Annotated in this window: 15 protein-coding genes, 1 pseudogene and 1 other annotated feature; of the genes and pseudogenes, 12 read left to right on the forward strand and 4 right to left on the reverse strand. The window is 39.5% G+C overall.

Features of this window, described 5'->3' with window-relative positions; genetic code table 11:
• Positions 1-10 precede the first annotated feature (10 nt).
• Positions 11-427, forward strand: coding sequence for a DUF350 domain-containing protein (locus tag AC1D0Y_RS19770; protein ID WP_013083802.1), 417 nt, complete (start codon positions 11-13; stop codon positions 425-427).
• 18 nt (positions 428-445) lie between these two features.
• Here the strand turns inward: AC1D0Y_RS19770 and AC1D0Y_RS19775 are convergent, their stop codons facing one another.
• Positions 446-592, reverse strand: a complete 147-nt coding sequence (locus AC1D0Y_RS19775) for a hypothetical protein (protein WP_016764718.1) — start codon at positions 590-592, stop codon at positions 446-448.
• A gap of 189 nt (positions 593-781) precedes the next feature.
• On the opposite strand from AC1D0Y_RS19775, the gene AC1D0Y_RS19780 reads away from it, so the two are divergent.
• A complete protein-coding gene (locus tag AC1D0Y_RS19780) occupies positions 782-1207 on the forward strand; it encodes a DUF6843 domain-containing protein (protein ID WP_014459441.1) in 426 nt (141 codons plus the stop codon).
• Between the two features lie 42 nt (positions 1208-1249).
• On the opposite strand, the gene AC1D0Y_RS19785 is transcribed toward AC1D0Y_RS19780, so the two are convergent.
• On the reverse strand, positions 1250-1702 hold the full coding sequence (locus tag AC1D0Y_RS19785; RefSeq protein ID WP_013083800.1) for a hypothetical protein: 453 nt from the start codon (positions 1700-1702) through the stop codon (positions 1250-1252).
• 172 nt (positions 1703-1874) lie between these two features.
• On the opposite strand from AC1D0Y_RS19785, the gene AC1D0Y_RS19790 reads away from it, so the two are divergent.
• Together AC1D0Y_RS19790 and AC1D0Y_RS19795 are read left to right on the forward strand one after the other, a co-directional pair.
• A complete protein-coding gene (locus AC1D0Y_RS19790; protein WP_028409155.1) occupies positions 1875-3212 on the forward strand; it encodes a sodium-dependent transporter in 1338 nt (445 codons plus the stop codon).
• Positions 3213-3515: 303 nt separating this feature from the next.
• Positions 3516-3917 carry a hypothetical protein gene (locus tag AC1D0Y_RS19795; RefSeq protein WP_235593592.1) on the forward strand — a complete coding sequence of 134 codons (402 nt, stop codon included), beginning with the start codon at positions 3516-3518 and terminating at the stop codon, positions 3915-3917.
• Between the two features lie 217 nt (positions 3918-4134).
• Here AC1D0Y_RS19795 and AC1D0Y_RS19800 read toward each other — a convergent pair.
• A pseudogene (locus tag AC1D0Y_RS19800) lies at positions 4135-5659 on the reverse strand (catalase); the annotation flags it as partial.
• Positions 5660-6111: 452 nt separating this feature from the next.
• Here AC1D0Y_RS19800 and AC1D0Y_RS19805 point away from each other — a divergent pair.
• Both AC1D0Y_RS19805 and AC1D0Y_RS19810 read left to right on the forward strand, forming a co-directional pair.
• Entirely contained in the window at positions 6112-7287 is a 1176-nt protein-coding gene (locus tag AC1D0Y_RS19805) for a C40 family peptidase (RefSeq protein WP_028409153.1), read from the forward strand.
• Positions 7288-7411: 124 nt separating this feature from the next.
• A complete protein-coding gene (locus tag AC1D0Y_RS19810; protein WP_028409152.1) occupies positions 7412-7726 on the forward strand; it encodes an MTH1187 family thiamine-binding protein in 315 nt (104 codons plus the stop codon).
• Positions 7727-7790: 64 nt separating this feature from the next.
• On the opposite strand, the gene AC1D0Y_RS19815 is transcribed toward AC1D0Y_RS19810, so the two are convergent.
• On the reverse strand, positions 7791-9374 hold the full coding sequence (locus AC1D0Y_RS19815) for a PucR family transcriptional regulator (RefSeq protein ID WP_060746313.1): 1584 nt from the start codon (positions 9372-9374) through the stop codon (positions 7791-7793).
• A 306-nt stretch (positions 9375-9680) separates the two neighbouring features.
• Here AC1D0Y_RS19815 and allC point away from each other — a divergent pair, with 306 nt between their 5' ends.
• The 6 genes from allC to AC1D0Y_RS19845 are packed head-to-tail and all read left to right on the forward strand — an operon-like array spanning position 9681 to position 15493.
• Positions 9681-10922 carry an allantoate deiminase gene (allC, locus tag AC1D0Y_RS19820; protein WP_225049525.1) on the forward strand — a complete coding sequence of 414 codons (1242 nt, stop codon included), beginning with the start codon at positions 9681-9683 and terminating at the stop codon, positions 10920-10922.
• 12 nt (positions 10923-10934) lie between these two features.
• A complete protein-coding gene (locus AC1D0Y_RS19825; RefSeq protein ID WP_060746311.1) occupies positions 10935-12185 on the forward strand; it encodes a pyridoxal-phosphate-dependent aminotransferase family protein in 1251 nt (416 codons plus the stop codon).
• A 43-nt stretch (positions 12186-12228) separates the two neighbouring features.
• Positions 12229-13839, forward strand: a complete 1611-nt coding sequence (ggt, locus tag AC1D0Y_RS19830) for a gamma-glutamyltransferase (protein ID WP_060746310.1) — start codon at positions 12229-12231, stop codon at positions 13837-13839.
• Positions 13840-13863: 24 nt separating this feature from the next.
• Complete coding sequence (locus tag AC1D0Y_RS19835; protein WP_060746309.1) at positions 13864-14448, forward strand: chromate transporter; 585 nt, start codon at positions 13864-13866, stop codon at positions 14446-14448.
• A complete protein-coding gene (locus AC1D0Y_RS19840; protein ID WP_028409146.1) occupies positions 14445-14975 on the forward strand; it encodes a chromate transporter in 531 nt (176 codons plus the stop codon). The genes AC1D0Y_RS19835 and AC1D0Y_RS19840 overlap by 4 nt, the downstream gene beginning before the upstream one ends.
• A 59-nt stretch (positions 14976-15034) precedes the next feature.
• On the forward strand, positions 15035-15493 hold the full coding sequence (locus AC1D0Y_RS19845) for a GNAT family N-acetyltransferase (protein WP_013057699.1): 459 nt from the start codon (positions 15035-15037) through the stop codon (positions 15491-15493).
• Between the two features lie 200 nt (positions 15494-15693).
• Positions 15694-15899: a binding site (T-box leader), on the forward strand.
• Positions 15900-15910: the final 11 nt, after the last annotated feature.

Consider the following 15910-nt stretch of genomic DNA (forward strand, 5'->3'; position numbering starts at 1 on the left):
GGGAATAAAAATGACACAATGGATTGATTGGGCTAGTATAGGAAGTTTTTTATCTCACGTAGCGGTAGGGTTAGGGCTATTATTTATCGGAGTTATGGTATTTGAATTAACAACAAAATTTAATGACCGTGAACTCATAAAAAAAGGCAATGTGGCGGTCGCTTTGAAGTTATGGGGAAAAGGAATCGGGCTTGCTATTGTCATTTTTACTGTATGGAGCAACAGCTTAAATTTGGTAGATGCAACTCTTTGGGGAGTAGTAGGTATCATTACTCAAGTAGTGGCATATTGGATTATTGAATTTATCATGACGCCCAAAACGAGCCTAGCCAAAAAAGTAGAAGAAGGAAATATAGCGGTTGGAGTAACTCTTTTTGCAGCGTCGGTTGCCGTCGGCCTTATTGTGGCCGGAAGCTTAACATATTAAAAGAAGGCGATTCCTGTTTTACGGGGAATCGCTTTTTTTATGTCCAGATTGCTCGTGTTCACTTAGTAATAATGTACGTGTATTTTCACGGTCGGCACGAACAATTTTTTGCTGTGTGTAAAGCGGAATGACAAAGAGCAAAATAAATAAAAAAACATAGCTCATTTTTGTTATCCTCCCATGTAAATTGTAAACGCCTGCTAATAGTGTGTGACAAACAATACGTAAATATATCATATTTGACTGGATGAACTGGAAAAAATTGAGGGATGCAAAAAGAATATAATCTTACCTTCAACAAAAACTAAAAGCAGTATAGAGGCACGTCTTTTATTAAGAAAGGAGTTGGGAAAAGTGAAAAGGTGGCTCATTTTGTGCTTAATGATTATAATCGCAGCTGGATGTGGACGCCCAGATGAAACGTCTCAACCGAGCATTTTCCTTATACCAGAAGGGTACAAAGGATGGGTTATGGTCGAATATGATAAAGATAACGGAAATCCCAGCAAGACAGAAGGAGACTACACTGTATTTAAAGTAAATGACCAGGGAGTCGGGAAAACCAAAACGCTTTTAAGCGGCGGCGGCTGGGCAAGAAATAAATATTTCTATGTAAATAAAAATGGAGAGCGAAAGCAATTGAAGCAGGGTAAAATGATTCATGGAACGACTCAAGGTAACAAAAATCATACGGTAACCTACTTTTTCGTCGGCACCGCAAAAGAGTTCGATAAGGCCGGAGACTATCGAAGAAAACTTACCGAAGAAAGTTCTTCGTAAGAAAAGAAACGTTGCCTCTTTGGCAACGTTTCTTTTCTATCTTCATTTGAATGTGCAAAAAACGGTATCTTTTAAACGTTGAATTTCACTTAATGCTTCTTCTTGCTTATGAATTACCCAATCTGGCAATGAATGTTCAACCGACAGCTCGTCGAAACAAGCCCCGCATGTTTTAACTTCAATATAAGATTCAATATACTGAAGGTGATCTAAGTTATAAGCCCAAAGCCGACGTTCAGGGCATATCGTTTCTAAGTAAAGCGGAAGCTGAAAAAAAGGATCTACTGCTTCAGAAAGTTCTAAAGGCCCTTGGCTATCAGCGTTGGTTACGTCTAGATAACCGCAGTGAGGACACGTGCATGAGTGCGTTGACCCGCTCAATTTTTTATCCAGTTTTACAACTCGCGCACATAGTTCGCAGTTTGGACATTTTACTAAGATAAAGTCAAGGAACTTATCTAAAAATTGTTGCTGTATTACTTGCTGATTTGTCATTTTTTGTACCTCTAACTGTCAAACTTTTTTTAGTTACGAAAATAATTCATGAAACCTACATACTATTCATAACACATGATGAGGGTTAAAACAACAAAAACCCTTTTCGACAGAAGGGTTGTATGATATAGTATGACAAATCAGAATAAATAAAGAAAAATGGTGAGAAAAAATGAGTCAAAACGAACAATGGACATCAAAACTCGGCTTTATCTTGGCATCTGCCGGTTCCGCAATTGGAATCGGAGCCATTTGGAAACTGCCTTATGTAGCCGGAACAAGCGGAGGAGGGGCCTTCTTTTTACTGTTTATCCTGTTTACAGCAATTATTGGTTTGCCGCTTTTACTCGCTGAATTTGTACTAGGTAGACATACACAAAAAGAAGCAATTCGTGCATATGATGCAGTTGCTCCCGGTTCCCTATGGAAAGGAATCGGGTATTTAGGTGTGATCACATGCTTTATTTTATTATCCTTCTATAGTGTAGTAGGAGGCTGGATTTTGCAATATATTTTTGCAAGCGTCACGGGTCAGCTGAATGGAGTAAGTGACTACGGGAGTTTATTTAACTCGACCATTGCTAATCCAACAAGTGCTGTTATCTCTCAACTTGTTTTTCTTCTTTTAACAATTGTTGTAGTAGCAAGAGGCATTCAAAATGGTATTGAAAAAGCAAACAAAATTTTAATGCCTGCTCTCTTTATTTTATTTATTATTATCATTATTCGTTCTTTAACATTAGACGGGGCAATGGAAGGCGTATCTTTCTTTTTGTATCCGGATTTTTCAAAGCTTACATCCCAAACCATTTTGTTTGCGATGGGACAAGCATTCTTTTCCCTTAGCGTAGGCGTTTCAGTTATGGTTACGTACAGTTCGTATCTATCTAAGCAGCAAAACTTGCCAAAATCGGCTATTTCAATTTCGGCGTTAAATATTTTGATTTCTTTACTAGCAGGACTGGCAATTTTCCCTGCGGTCTTCTCAATGGGTGTAAAACCGACGGAAGGACCAGGTCTTTTATTCATTGTATTGCCTTCTATTTTTGAACAGCTTCCGTTCGGAATTGTGTTTCAAACTTTCTTTTTGGCGCTGTTTTTATTTGCCACTTTGACATCTGCGTTTTCGATGTTAGAAATTATTGTTGCTTCTTTAGCCAAAGGAGAGCAGCATAAGCGTATAAAGCTATCTTGGATTTCGGGCTTGCTAATCTTCGTGGTAGGAATACCTTCAGCACTATCGTATGGTTTATTAAGTGACGTATCGATCTTTGGAAAAAGCATCTTTGACTCTTTCGATTTTCTTGTAAGTAATATCCTTATGCCACTAGGTGCTCTTTTAATTGCCATCTTTGTTCCTTGGAAAATGAAAAAAGATGTACTAATTGAAGAATTTAAGCACGGTTCAACGAATGTGAAGCGCTGGTTCTCTTTATGGCTTCTTGCTATTCGATACATTGCACCTGTTTTAATTATCATTGTATTTATTAATATGCTAGGCTTTATCTAACGAAAAAACGCTGTTAAAACGCTTGGTTTTAACAGCGTTTTTTTGAAGGAAGAGGAGGAGTATGATGCTTGATTTCTTATATGATATGTTTGCAGGGGCAGGGGTATTTATTTTATTAATAATTGTGTTGCTAGTAGCGAGAACGTCAGGGAAACGCAAGAAATAGGCGGGTATAATTCCCAGTGTAAAAACCCCAAAAAAGACTAACACCACAGAATTAAACTATGATAATATATTATCCTATGAGCATAATAAATGCTCACATATGTTGTGATGAAGCGTTTTTTAGAAAGAGGGATCATCTTGAGTGGAGAAGTTCTTGTCAAGATTTTATCTCAAGCGTATGAACAAAAAAAGACATTACCAATCGTCTCATTCTCGTCTTTTTTTGAACAAAAAAAGGTGGGCTTTCGTTTAAATAACGGTGTGTCCGCTGATATTATCTACCATACGCTTATGTGTATTCAGAGAAAAACGTGTGTCCAAGATGTGTTAGTGGAAGTACTAAAAGTTGATAGTCCAAACAATGACGGGGCATTTTCTGATTGTGTATATATTTTAGCAAATGGTACAAAACAGCAAGTGAAAGAATGGGTTCAACCCTTACATCCTAAAAGAGTGAAACAAGGATATCAGCACGGGACACCCATTGATGCGCCACAGTTAAAAAATGACTACCATGTGTTTGCCGTTACTTGGTCATAAGCGTTTAACCCAAAAAACATCCTGCTGTCGCTGCAGGATGTTTTTTGTTAATAAGGATGAGCATCGTGTCCTTTTTCATTAGCTTCTTCTACCGCATCAGCAGCTTTGTTGCTCCCTAACGGTGAACCGCCTTCTTTTGGCAATTTGCCGTATGTAGGAGTCATTTCTGCTCCCATTTCAATTTCTAGGGAACCATCATCATGCATTAGAAGACCAATGCCATTTGCTACTCGATTGCCATAGTCAAAATCACATTGAGTTAAAAGCTCAATCATCTTTGTTTGAACGGTATGATGACAACATTTTAAGCCGTCTACTAAATTTTGAATAAGCTCATCACGTTCCCAGTCCTCTAGTAAACGATAGCGTTCACCAGCTTGCTTAAAGTCATTTGTGCGATCAATTTTTTCTTTTTTTACATTTCCTTCAACATAAGGCTGATGAGGTTTTGGATGGTCATGCGCTTCTTGAAGACCTCCAAGAGAAGAAGGTTCGTAATTCACGTGCGGGTTCTGACCTGGAGCAGCATCTACATGATAGGCCATTTGACCGTCGCGTTGATTTGTTGCTACATGTTTTTTCGGCGCGTTAATAGGCAGCTGCAAGTAGTTTGTTCCCACCCTGTGACGCTGCGTGTCGGAATAGGAAAACGTTCTTCCTTGCAGCATTTTATCATCAGAAAAATCCAGCCCGTCTACAAGTACACCCGTACCAAATGCGACTTGCTCCGTTTCGGCAAATACGTTGCTTGGATTTTTATCTAGGACCATTTTACCTACTGGTAGAAATGGAAATTGGTCTTCCGGCCAAATTTTCGTGTCATCAAGCGGATCAAAATCCAGTTCAGGATGCTCTCCATCTTCCATGATTTGTATACAAAGTTCCCACTCGGGGTAGTTACCGCTCTCAATCGCTTCATACAAGTCTTGAGTGGCGTGACTGATATTTTTAGCTTGAATTTCTTCTGCTTGCTTTTGGGTCAAATTTTTAATTCCTTGTTTTGGTTCCCAATGGTATTTCACAAGAAACGCATCGCCATCTTTGTTTACCCACTTATATGTATTAACACCGGAACCTTGCATTTGCCGATAGTTAGCAGGTATTCCCCAAGGTGAAAATAAAAAAGTAATCATATGCATAGCCTCAGGGGTGTGAGAAATAAAATCAAAAATACGCTCGGTATCTTGACGGTTTGTCACAGGATCGGGCTTAAAAGCATGAATCAAATCAGGGAATTTAATAGCATCGCGGATAAAAAATATTTTAAGGTTATTTCCTACTAAGTCCCAGTTTCCGTCTTCTGTGTAGAACTTTACAGCAAATCCCCTTGGGTCTCGCATTGTTTCTGGAGAGTCCTTTCCATGAGTTACGGTAGAAAATCTGACAAAAACGGGCGTCTGTTTGCCTGCTCCTGAAAAAACTTTTGCGCGGGTGTATTTTTCAACGGGCTCATCCCCAAGTTTTCCGTACGTTTCAAAATATCCGTGAGCTCCGGTTCCTCGGGCATGAACAACACGTTCTGGTATACGTTCACGATCAAAATGCGAAAGTTTTTCAATCAGCTGGTAATTTTCAAGAGTAGCAGGTCCTCTGTTGCCTACCGTTCGAGAATTTTGGTTATCACGAATGGGGTGACCTTGACGCGTTGTAAGCGTCTGCTCGTTTTCTCCGGCTGCATAGCGTTTGTCTTCCGAGTCACCTGATCCGCTAACATTTGTACCATGAATGCCTTTATGGCTCATAAAATAATCCTCCTTGTTTCAAACATAACAAGACTATTTTTTTCAGCCCTCGCTTTTTTATTCATTAATATGGAAATAATATAAATTTTTAGAAGAAAAGCTGTTTTACTAAAGAGGGGAACAAATCCGCTAAACGAATAAATTTTAAAAAAGTTTCACATTTCAAAAAAAAATAAATTGTTTTTTTTGAAATATAAAGATAATGTTACGGGTGATTTTTTACCTATTATTAGTGTAGGAAAAGGAATAATATTGGAATATATTAGCTTTTTTGTCGAACTTATTAAGTGTTAAACGACAATAAACTACGACAATATACACCATACACCTGCGCTACTGTCGTTTCCTGTAACATAAATGTAATATTAGTGATGTTATTTTGTAATAATGTGTTGTTACAATGTAAACGTCTTATAGATTAGTAGATTATGGCATTGGAGGAACCTTTTTTTATGAAAAAGTTGATATATTCGTTAGCGTTATGTGGATCTTTAACAGTAGTACCTACAATTAGTGAAGCTGCTTTAGGAGATGCTACGCTGCACCCAGGAACAAGTAATTCAGATGTGAAAGAATTACAGCAAAAATTAAAAAACAAAGGTTATTTTACATACGGTACAACAACAAACTATTACGGTTCAATCACGACTAGCGCAGTAAAGTCGTTTCAGCGTGCAAATGGTTTGTCTGCAGATGGTATTGCAGGTCCATCTACATTTAATAAACTGCTAGGAAGCGGAAGCTCATCAAGTTCATCAATTAGCTCAAGTTCATTGCTGCGCGTTGGTTCAACTGGACCAAATGTACAATCTTTACAGCAGCAGCTAAAGAATAAAGGCTATTTTAAAGGAACTACGACTCAATACTTCGGTTCAATTACAAAAAATGCAGTAATGGCATTTCAACGTGCAAACGGACTGTCTGTGGACGGAATTGCGGGTCCAGCTACGTTGAGTAAATTAAAAAATGGCGGTTCTAGCGCTTCAACTGGTGGTTCTAGCTCTAGCAGCTCAACTATTTTACGTCAAGGTATGAAAGGTTCAGCAGTAAGCAGCCTTCAGCAAAAACTAAAAAATAAAGGTTACTTCTCAGCTGGTGTAACAGGCTACTTTGGCTCAATTACAACAAGTGCAGTAAAATCATTTCAACGTGCAAATGGTTTATTAGTAGACGGAGAAGCGGGTCCAGATACGCTGAATAAATTAAATTCAAGCAGCTCTAGCAGCTCAAAACCTTCAACATCAACAGGAAGCAGCACAAGCTCAAGCTCAGCTTCAAAAGTTATTTCATACGGTAAACGTTTTATGGGAACACCTTATGTTTGGGGTGGAGCTGCGCCTGGAGGCTTTGATTGCAGTGGTTACCTTAACTATGTATATCGCAATGCAGTAGGTGTAAGTCTTCCTCGTACAGTTGCTAGCATCTATCAAACTGGTACGCGTGTAAGCTCACCTCAGCCTGGCGATATCGTTTTCTTTGAAACGTACCAACCAGGAGCTAGCCATGCTGGAATTTATATCGGAAACGGTCAATTCATGCATGCAGGTTCTTCAACAGGCGTGACAATCACATCACTAAGCAACTCTTACTGGTCAAAACGTTACTTAGGAGCAAAGCGTTACCTATAAGAGTGTAACAAAAAGGAGTAGTTGTAGAACTATTCCTTTTTTCTATGCACCATAAACGTAAAAGTAGGAAATTTTTGCGCGATTTGGTATGATAACTAGGGAACAAATAAAAGGAGTGTATAACATGGCTATTGTAGATGTAACCATTATTCCGGTAGGTACGGAAACGCCAAGCGTGAGTCAGTACGTAGCTGATATTCAAAAAGTGTTGGCCAAGCATGAAAATGAAATTACATACCAATTAACCCCTATGAATACATTGATTGAAGGGGAATTAAGCACGCTGCTAAAAATTGTTCAAGAGATGCATGAAGTACCTTTTGAAAATGGCATTCAGCGCGTATGTACAAATTTACGAATTGATGATCGCCGTGATAAAGAAAATCATACGATGGCGGGGAAATTACAATCAGTACAGTCTAAGTTAAAAGCGAAATAAATAATATGAAATACAATAAAAAACGCCTGAGTATCCACTCAGGCGTTTTTTATTGTATTTATACTTAATTAGCATGCACAAGAGAAAAAATTTGAAAAGCCACGCGCAGTCGAAGAGTTTCCTCTGACGTGTGAATAGGTCTTTTTAATAATTCTTGGCATTTTTCAATTCGATAGATCACCGTGTTCCGGTGAACGAATAACTGCTTAGCGGTCTCTGAGATTTGGCAATTGGAATTTAGATATGTTTCCAGCGTGTCAAGTAAGATGGAGCGATCTTTCTTATCGTACTGCAGCAAACCTTCTAATGTTTGAGAATAGTAATCCTGTAAATCGTTTGCTGGAAGCAACCTCAGCAGTTCTTTAAACTGTTTTGGCTGATAAAATTGAATAAGCTTCGACTGATCTTTAAAATGGATGGTTTCAAGAGCTTCAACAGCTTCTTTATATGAGTCAGCGATTGTAAGTAGGGATTGGCTTTGGTTTCCAACTCCAAATGACATTCGCTTATCGTAGTGACGGTAAACAGCTTCCTGCAAGCGATGCAAGCATTCTATAATCATAGGTTGAGAATGAGGTGTAAACAAAAGAATATAAAGATTGTCATAGAAAAACAAAATGGCCTCTGGATGACCTGCTGATAACTCATAGTGAAGGAGCTCATAGATCATATCATCATCGCTGTAAGGCGTGAATGTAGAGTGGATTTTCCCGACGGCGCAAATATAGCTGTTTGCTGCTGATAAGCCCATCATCTGCGCTTGAAAGGAAGCATCTTCAAGCGTTTTATAATAATTGTTAACAAGCTGATTGAAAAAATCGTTTTTTCGTCGCCGTTCAGCTTCATACAAAGCCTGCTGCCTCATCATTTCGAAGGATAAAACGTTTGTCGCTTGTTCAATCGTTAGGAGCGCTGAATCGGATAAAGAAACTTGATGTTCAATAAGTAAATAACTGTACTTTCTTGTATGTGTCGCAATCGGAAAAAGCGTAACGGTTTTTTTGGTGTGTAAAAAGGAAAAGGTTGTATATTTTGACGTTCGTAAAAACAGCTGCTTAGCGCCCGCTACCGCTTCTTCCATCGGGAGTGAAAAAGGTTCGCGTTTGTTTGTATAAAAGAGTTCATGGCCATGGGTATCAAAAAGGGCAACATGAGCATTGCATAACGTTTGAATGGATTGCATAATTTTCTCAATGCCTTTTCCTTGTAAGATGTATGAGGAAAATAGCTGATGTGTGACCATCGCTTGCTGAAGCTCGGCTGTTTTTTTATCTAAAATAAAGCTGAGAGATTCATTAATAACCGCGCCTAACGTTTCGTCCGTTTGGAAATCAATGATCGGAAAGTGAAGTTCATCAGCTAGCTGACAAATAGAAGCAGGCACGTGTTCGAAAAAGCGCTTCGTTTTGATGGCCAATCCTGCACATTTCTTTTTAGCCATTCCTTCTACAAGTTTTGCTAAGCTTTCTTCATGTTCTTTGAAGTGATAACCCGTTGTAATTAAAAATTCTCCTTCTTTTAAAAAAGATAAAATATCGGGTGCGTCCATCATATTGACGTTATGTACTTTGCGGGTGACTCCTTTTTGCCCAGCTACTACAGATGCTTTCTCATAAATTGGAATGCGTAAAAGAGTTTGTAGTTCCATTATTCATTACTCCTTTTGTTAAAAATTCTCACATTTCCCTGCGCGTATCTTTATCTATCTTTTATTTTATAAGAAAGTTTAGTTAAAATAAATAAAATTTTCAGAAAAAAATGTATAAATTGTTAATGAAGAAGTGTATTTAATCCTGTAAGATAAAATAAATAACATATAATGTTAGAAAAAGTGACGTATATAAGACTTTATATATTTAGTGATAATAGCCAAAAAAACACTAAATCATTGTAGGAAGTGTTAATGAAAACAATCAGTCATTTTCTTAAAATGAAGATAGCAGGAGGGATAGCAATGGTTGCAGATATGACAGGAAAATCTAAGCTTTGTCAGCAAATCGAAGAAAACGTTAGCTGGCTGTCACAGTTTGGGTTAGATGAAAAAGAAGGGGTCACAAGGCTTTTATATACGGAACAGTGGAATGCAGCTCAAAAGGCATTGGAAGAAAAAATGAAGGGACTTCACCTCAAAACGTATTACGATGATGTAGGAAATTTATTTGGACGGTTGCAAGGAACGAGTTCAGAACAACAAGTTATTTTAACAGGATCCCATATCGACACCGTGATAAACGGAGGAAAGTATGACGGGGCGTTTGGTGTTGTGGCAGGTATCATTGCTCTGCAGTACCTATATGCGCATTACGGATCCCCTACAAAAACCTTAGAGGTCGTATCACTTTGTGAAGAAGAAGGCAGTAGATTTCCTCTTACGTATTGGGGATCAGGTAATATGAATGGATTACACAGCAAAAGTGATGCAAAACATGTTATAAATAAAGAAGGGGTTAAGCTGGATGACGCAATGAAACAGCTCAATTTCGGAAAAGGCCTCCACAGCGAGCCGTACCGCACGGACATCGCTTCTTTTATTGAACTGCATATCGAACAAGGAAAGCAGCTTGAAATGTCTCATTGCGATATCGGAATTGTTTCTAGTATCGTCGGGCAGAAACGATTTACAGTATCTGTTGAAGGTGAAAGTAACCATGCGGGCACAACCCCGATGAACATCAGAAAAGATGCATTTTATGTGAGCTGCAAACTTGCTAAAGCATTTATTGAATTGAGCGAAAAATATCATAACGCTTTATACGTAACGGTTGGCAAAATTACACTTTCTCCAAATGCACCGAATGTAATACCAGGATATGTAGAATTCACGGTCGATATAAGACATCATGAATATGAGGCTTTACAAGAGACAGAACGAGAAATGAAGGAAATTATAAAGCGAACAGCAGGGGATTTAGAAGTGAATATCGACTGCTGGATGGATGAAAAACCTGTCGCCATGAGCGAAAAATTATCTGAACTTTCCAAAATTATTTCCTCGGAAAAGAATATCTCCTCCCGAGAATTAGTAAGCGGTGCAGGACACGACTCGCAGGTATTCGGACGAAGAGTTCCAACATGTTTGTTATTCGTACCGAGCCAAGATGGAATCAGCCATTCCCCAAAGGAATTCACCAAAGGAGAACAGTTAGAAAAAGGAGTAAAGGTCTTAATAGAACTATTATATAAACTTGCCTACTAGGAGGAATTTGACATGACTATAACAAAACAGCTTCATACACCGCCGCGTACGATTATGACCCCCGGACCCGTAGAAGCAGATCCCCGCGTATTAAGAGCATTAGGAACACCTATTTTAGGTCAGTTTGACCCCGCATTTACGCACATTATGAACGAAACGATGGAAATGCTTCGTGAACTATTTCAAACCAAAAACAAATGGGCTTTTCCCGTTGATGGAACGTCTAGAGCTGGGATTGAAGCAGTTCTTGCAAGTGTAATTGAGCCTGGCGATAAAGTGTTCGTTCCGATTTTCGGCCGCTTCGGCTATTTATTAACGGAAATTGCCGAGCGCTACGGAGCTGATGTACACAATATTGAATGCGAATGGGGAGAAGTATTTGACCCTGAAACAGTTATCCGTGAAATAAAAAAAGTAAATCCGAAAATTGTTGCAATGGTTCATGGTGAAACGTCTACAGGAAGAATGCAGCGGCTTAAAGAAATTGGTGCTGCATGCCGCAACCAAGATGTTTTATTTATCGTCGACGCAGTAGCCACTATTGGGGGTACGGATGTAAAAGTAGATGAGTGGAACATTGACGCATTGATTGCAGGCACACAAAAGTGTTTATCTGTTCCGTCCGGCATGGCACCTATTACGTACAATGATCGTATTGAAAAAATTATCATGGAACGCAAAAAAGTTGAAAAAGGAATTGCCACAAAAGCAGATGCTCAAACTGTTCGTCTGCGTCCGAATATTATCAGCAACTATTTTGATTTGAGTCAGCTTCAAGACTATTGGAGTGAGCGCAGATTAAATCATCACACGGAAGCAACGTCCATGCTCTATGCTTTAAGAGAAGGGCTGCGCGTTATTTTAGAAGAAGGATTAGAGGAAAGATTTGCAAGGCATCGCCTCCATGAAAAAGCACTTGTAGCCGGTATTAAAGCAATGGGATTATCTTTATTCGGAGATGAGGATTCAAAAGTTCCAACCGTTACTTGTGTTTTAATTCCCCAAGGTATTGACGGAGAGGCAGTTCGTTCTACACTCCTTGAACAATTTGGGATTGAAATTGCAAGTTCTTTTGGGCCGATGCACGGAAAAATATGGCGTATCGGTACAATGGGATACAGCTGTCGAAAAGACAACGTTCTATTTACATTGGCTGGTCTTGAAGCAGTGCTTATTCGAAACGGTGCAACCGTGAATGCAGGTTCTGCTTTGCAAGCAGCATTAGAAGTTTACGAGGAAGAGGTAGCGTTGTCTAGTCTGTAAAGATTCGTTTTATTCATCATATAAAGAAAAGAGGAGATTTTCTATGAGCGAATACTTTTTTACACACCCCTATGCATCGCAGCGTACGTGTACGTTTGGAAAAAATGGAATGGTAGCAACCAGTCAGCCTCTTGCCGCTCAAGCGGGTCTTGAAATGTTGAAAAAAGGAGGCAATGCGGTAGATGCTGCTATTGCCTCCGCGGCTTGTTTAACGGTTGTAGAGCCTACTTCAAATGGAATTGGTGGAGACGCATTTGCTCTTGTGTGGATCAATGAAGAGCTATACGGACTCAACGCAAGCGGTCCTGCTCCTGCTTCTATCTCTATTGAGGCTCTGCGTGCCATGGGGATAAAAGAGATGCCCGCTCGCGGTTTTGTTCCTGTTACGGTCCCAGGTGCCCCGAGTGCGTGGGCGGAGCTGTCAAAACGCTTTGGGCGGCTATCGTTAAAAGAAGTGCTGCAGCCTGCTATTTCATATGCACAAGAAGGGTTCCCAATCTCCCCGATTTTAGGGTACAATTGGGAACGAGCGTTTGAACGATTTACACACGCGTTAAAAGGTGACGAATATAAGCACTGGTTTGAGACATTTACCAACAATGGATCAGCTCCTAAAGTAGGGGAAATGTGGCGATCGCCAGACCATGCTGCTACCCTGCTTGAAATTGCCGAAACGAATGGAGAATCTTTTTATAGAGGGGATTTAGCTGATAAAATAGCAGCTTTTTCGAAAAAACACGGCGGATTTTTAGCAAAAGAAGATTTAGCAGCTTTTAAAGCAGAGTGGGTGAAGCCGATTTCAACTTCTTACCGAGGATATGATGTGTGGGAAATTCCGCCTAACGGCCAAGGCCTTATTGCACTTTTAGCTTTAAATACGCTAAAAGGCTTTTCTTTCGATGCCAAAGATTCTGTCGATACATACCACAAGCAAATTGAAGCCATGAAGCTAGCGTTTGCAGATGGACAAAAATTCATTACAGATGCTGATAAAATGACAGTAGCAGTTGAAGATTTGTTGAATGATTCTTATGCAAACAAGCGCAGAGGGCTGATTGGTGAAAAAGCGCTTATTCCCGAAGCGGGACAGCCGTCTCATAGCGGCACGATCTATTTAGCGACAGCTGATGGAGAAGGAAACATGGTATCATTCATTCAAAGTAATTACATGGATTTTGGCTCAGGACTTGTCGTACCTAATACGGGCATATGCCTGCAAAACCGCGGGCATAATTTTTCGTTAGACCCACAGCACCATAACCGATTAGAGCCTGGAAAACGGACCTACCATACCATTATTCCTGGATTTTTAACAAAGAATAAAAGCGCTGTAGGTTCATTCGGTGTAATGGGCAAATTTATGCAGCCTCAAGGACATGTGCAAGTCGTCATGAATATGATCGATTTCCATCTAAATCCTCAGGCAGCTTTAGATGCACCAAGATGGCAGTGGATTGAACATAAAAAAGTTCTTGTGGAAAAAGAAATGCCTTCACATATTGTAGAAGCATTAGAACGCAAAGGGCATGATATTCATGTGGCTACGAGCAGACATACGTTTGGAAGAGGGCAGATTATTTTAAGAGATGAACAAACCGGTGTATTATACGGCGGCACAGAAGCGCGAACAGACGGAGCGGTTGTTGCTTATTAGATCACAGAGAAAGGAGCGCGAGAAATGCGACAATTGGATATTTTTATAGCGTTTTTTCGCTCAGGTATGCTCGGCTACGGAGGCGGGCCTTCAGCTATTCCACTCGTGAAAAAAGAAGTAGTCGATACGTACAAGTGGATGGATGACGATGAATTTGGCGATTTATTAGCAATCGCCAATACGCTTCCTGGGCCTATTGCTACAAAACTGGCTGGATACATCGGCTATCGAGTCGGCGGTATTTTGGGTCTCGGGACAGCTTTATTTGCAGCCGTTATTCCAACCGTTTTTTTAATGGTATTGCTGTTAACAACTTTAACGCAATTTAAAGATCAGCCGTGGGTTATGGGCATGACCAAAGCAGTTGTTCCTGTAGTGGGAGTTATGCTCGCGGTTATGACGTGGGACTTTTTTAAAAAATCAACGTCTGGTTTAGGGTGGACGCCAGCTATTATCTTACTGATTATTAGCTTAGGATTAATGGAATTTGCCCATATCCATCCAGCGGTCATTATTATTGTTCTTATGGCAGCAGCTTGGATTCCGCTAAAACGAAAAGGAAAAAAAAGCGAAAGTGCTGAACACAAGCAAGAGAGGGAATCGGTATGATTTATATTCAGCTATTTATGGCGTTTTTTGTTTCAAATATTTTAGGCTATGGAGGCGGACCGGCGTCGATTCCGCTTATTCAAAAAGAAGTCGTGGATCACTATCATTGGCTTACGGTCAAAGAGTTTAGTGAAATGCTGGCAATTGGAAATGCGCTTCCTGGTCCGATTGCAACAAAAATGGCGGGGTTTATCGGATATCAGCAGGCAGGGATTTTAGGTTCTGTGATTGCTCTTTTTGCAACGATTGCTCCATCGGTTTTACTTTTAGTTATTTTACTTCGAATATTATTTAAGTATAAAGATTCGCCAAATGTTAAGAAAATGACGAACTACATTCGTCCCGTTATCGCCATTTTACTGGGCTTGATGGCGTATGAATTTTTTATGAATTCATATGGTGATTCAGGTATATGGCAAACTTTATTTTTAGTAGCAGCAAGCTTTCTTTTATTAGAAAAATTGCGCGTGCATCCAGCGTTCGTTATTGTCGGAGCACTCGTATATGGAGCTGTTTTTCTTGCTTAAATGAAGCTCTCAAATAATGAGAGTTTTTTTGTGTAAAAGAGACGAAAAGGGGGGAAGTCATGGTTGAAAAAGCAGCGCTAGAAAACGTTCAGGATTTGGTTAAACTGCGAATGTTGCTCATGAAAGAACTGGGAGAATTAAACGGGAACGAGGAGCTGTTTCAAAAAGCTACAGAAGAATATTTTACTGCAAATATAAATAATCCAAATAGCTATACGGCCATTTTAAAAGCGGATGGAGAAATTGTATCAGCAGGAAGCATCGTCTTTTTTATACGTCCGCCTTCACCGAGTAACCTCCAAGGAAAAGAAGCATATGTTATGAACATGTATACAGCTTTTGATCACCGAAAGCACGGCTATTCTTCAGCTATTTTAAAGCATTTGATGCAGTACTGCCAAAAAAGTGGCGTAAATCGAATATGGTTAAATGCTTCTTCCGCTGGAAAAAGCTTGTATCAAAAACATGGATTTATTGAATGTGAATCTGAAATGGAATACAAGTTTGAAAAAAAATAGAGTAGCAAAACTCTTGATAGAGAAGGGTTTGAAAGAGCTGTGGTTTTAAAAAAATAAAAAAAATTAATAAAAAGTGTTGACGAAGATAAAAAAACCATTCATAATACAAATCAACATCACACAACATTACACACAACTTGGAAGCGACAAACAGTTTCAAACGATCGGAACTGATTATCCAAGTACACATACATAGTCAATACTGAGCGTTGATAGGAGCACTAGTAGAAAAAATTTCCCTGTAACAGAGAGCTGACGGTTGCTGCGAGTCAGAACACAAATTTTTTCGAAGTACATTCCTTGAGCATCTTTTCCGAGCAGGAAAAGACGGCCTAGCCGTTATTTTAATGAAGAGGCAAGCAAAATGCTTGCAACTAGGGTGGTACCGCGAATTTTCGTCCCTACTGACTCTTAAGA

The sequence above is a fragment of the Priestia sp. P1_B12_1 genome, from assembly GCF_056406695.1.

What these genes read in the sequence shown, in the direction of transcription:
- AC1D0Y_RS19770 (WP_013083802.1), top strand. Translation starts at nt 11, where the DNA reads ATGACACAATGGATTGATTGGGCTAGTATAGGAAGTTTTTTATCTCAC.
- AC1D0Y_RS19775 (WP_016764718.1), bottom strand. Translation starts at nt 592, where the DNA reads ATGAGCTATGTTTTTTTATTTATTTTGCTCTTTGTCATTCCGCTTTAC.
- AC1D0Y_RS19785 (WP_013083800.1), bottom strand. Translation starts at nt 1,702, where the DNA reads ATGACAAATCAGCAAGTAATACAGCAACAATTTTTAGATAAGTTCCTT.
- AC1D0Y_RS19790 (WP_028409155.1), top strand. Translation starts at nt 1,875, where the DNA reads ATGAGTCAAAACGAACAATGGACATCAAAACTCGGCTTTATCTTGGCA.
- AC1D0Y_RS19805 (WP_028409153.1), top strand. Translation starts at nt 6,112, where the DNA reads ATGAAAAAGTTGATATATTCGTTAGCGTTATGTGGATCTTTAACAGTA.
- AC1D0Y_RS19810 (WP_028409152.1), top strand. Translation starts at nt 7,412, where the DNA reads ATGGCTATTGTAGATGTAACCATTATTCCGGTAGGTACGGAAACGCCA.
- AC1D0Y_RS19815 (WP_060746313.1), bottom strand. Translation starts at nt 9,374, where the DNA reads ATGGAACTACAAACTCTTTTACGCATTCCAATTTATGAGAAAGCATCT.
- allC (WP_225049525.1), top strand. Translation starts at nt 9,681, where the DNA reads ATGGTTGCAGATATGACAGGAAAATCTAAGCTTTGTCAGCAAATCGAA.
- AC1D0Y_RS19825 (WP_060746311.1), top strand. Translation starts at nt 10,935, where the DNA reads ATGACTATAACAAAACAGCTTCATACACCGCCGCGTACGATTATGACC.
- ggt (WP_060746310.1), top strand. Translation starts at nt 12,229, where the DNA reads ATGAGCGAATACTTTTTTACACACCCCTATGCATCGCAGCGTACGTGT.
- AC1D0Y_RS19835 (WP_060746309.1), top strand. Translation starts at nt 13,864, where the DNA reads ATGCGACAATTGGATATTTTTATAGCGTTTTTTCGCTCAGGTATGCTC.
- AC1D0Y_RS19840 (WP_028409146.1), top strand. Translation starts at nt 14,445, where the DNA reads ATGATTTATATTCAGCTATTTATGGCGTTTTTTGTTTCAAATATTTTA.
- AC1D0Y_RS19845 (WP_013057699.1), top strand. Translation starts at nt 15,035, where the DNA reads ATGGTTGAAAAAGCAGCGCTAGAAAACGTTCAGGATTTGGTTAAACTG.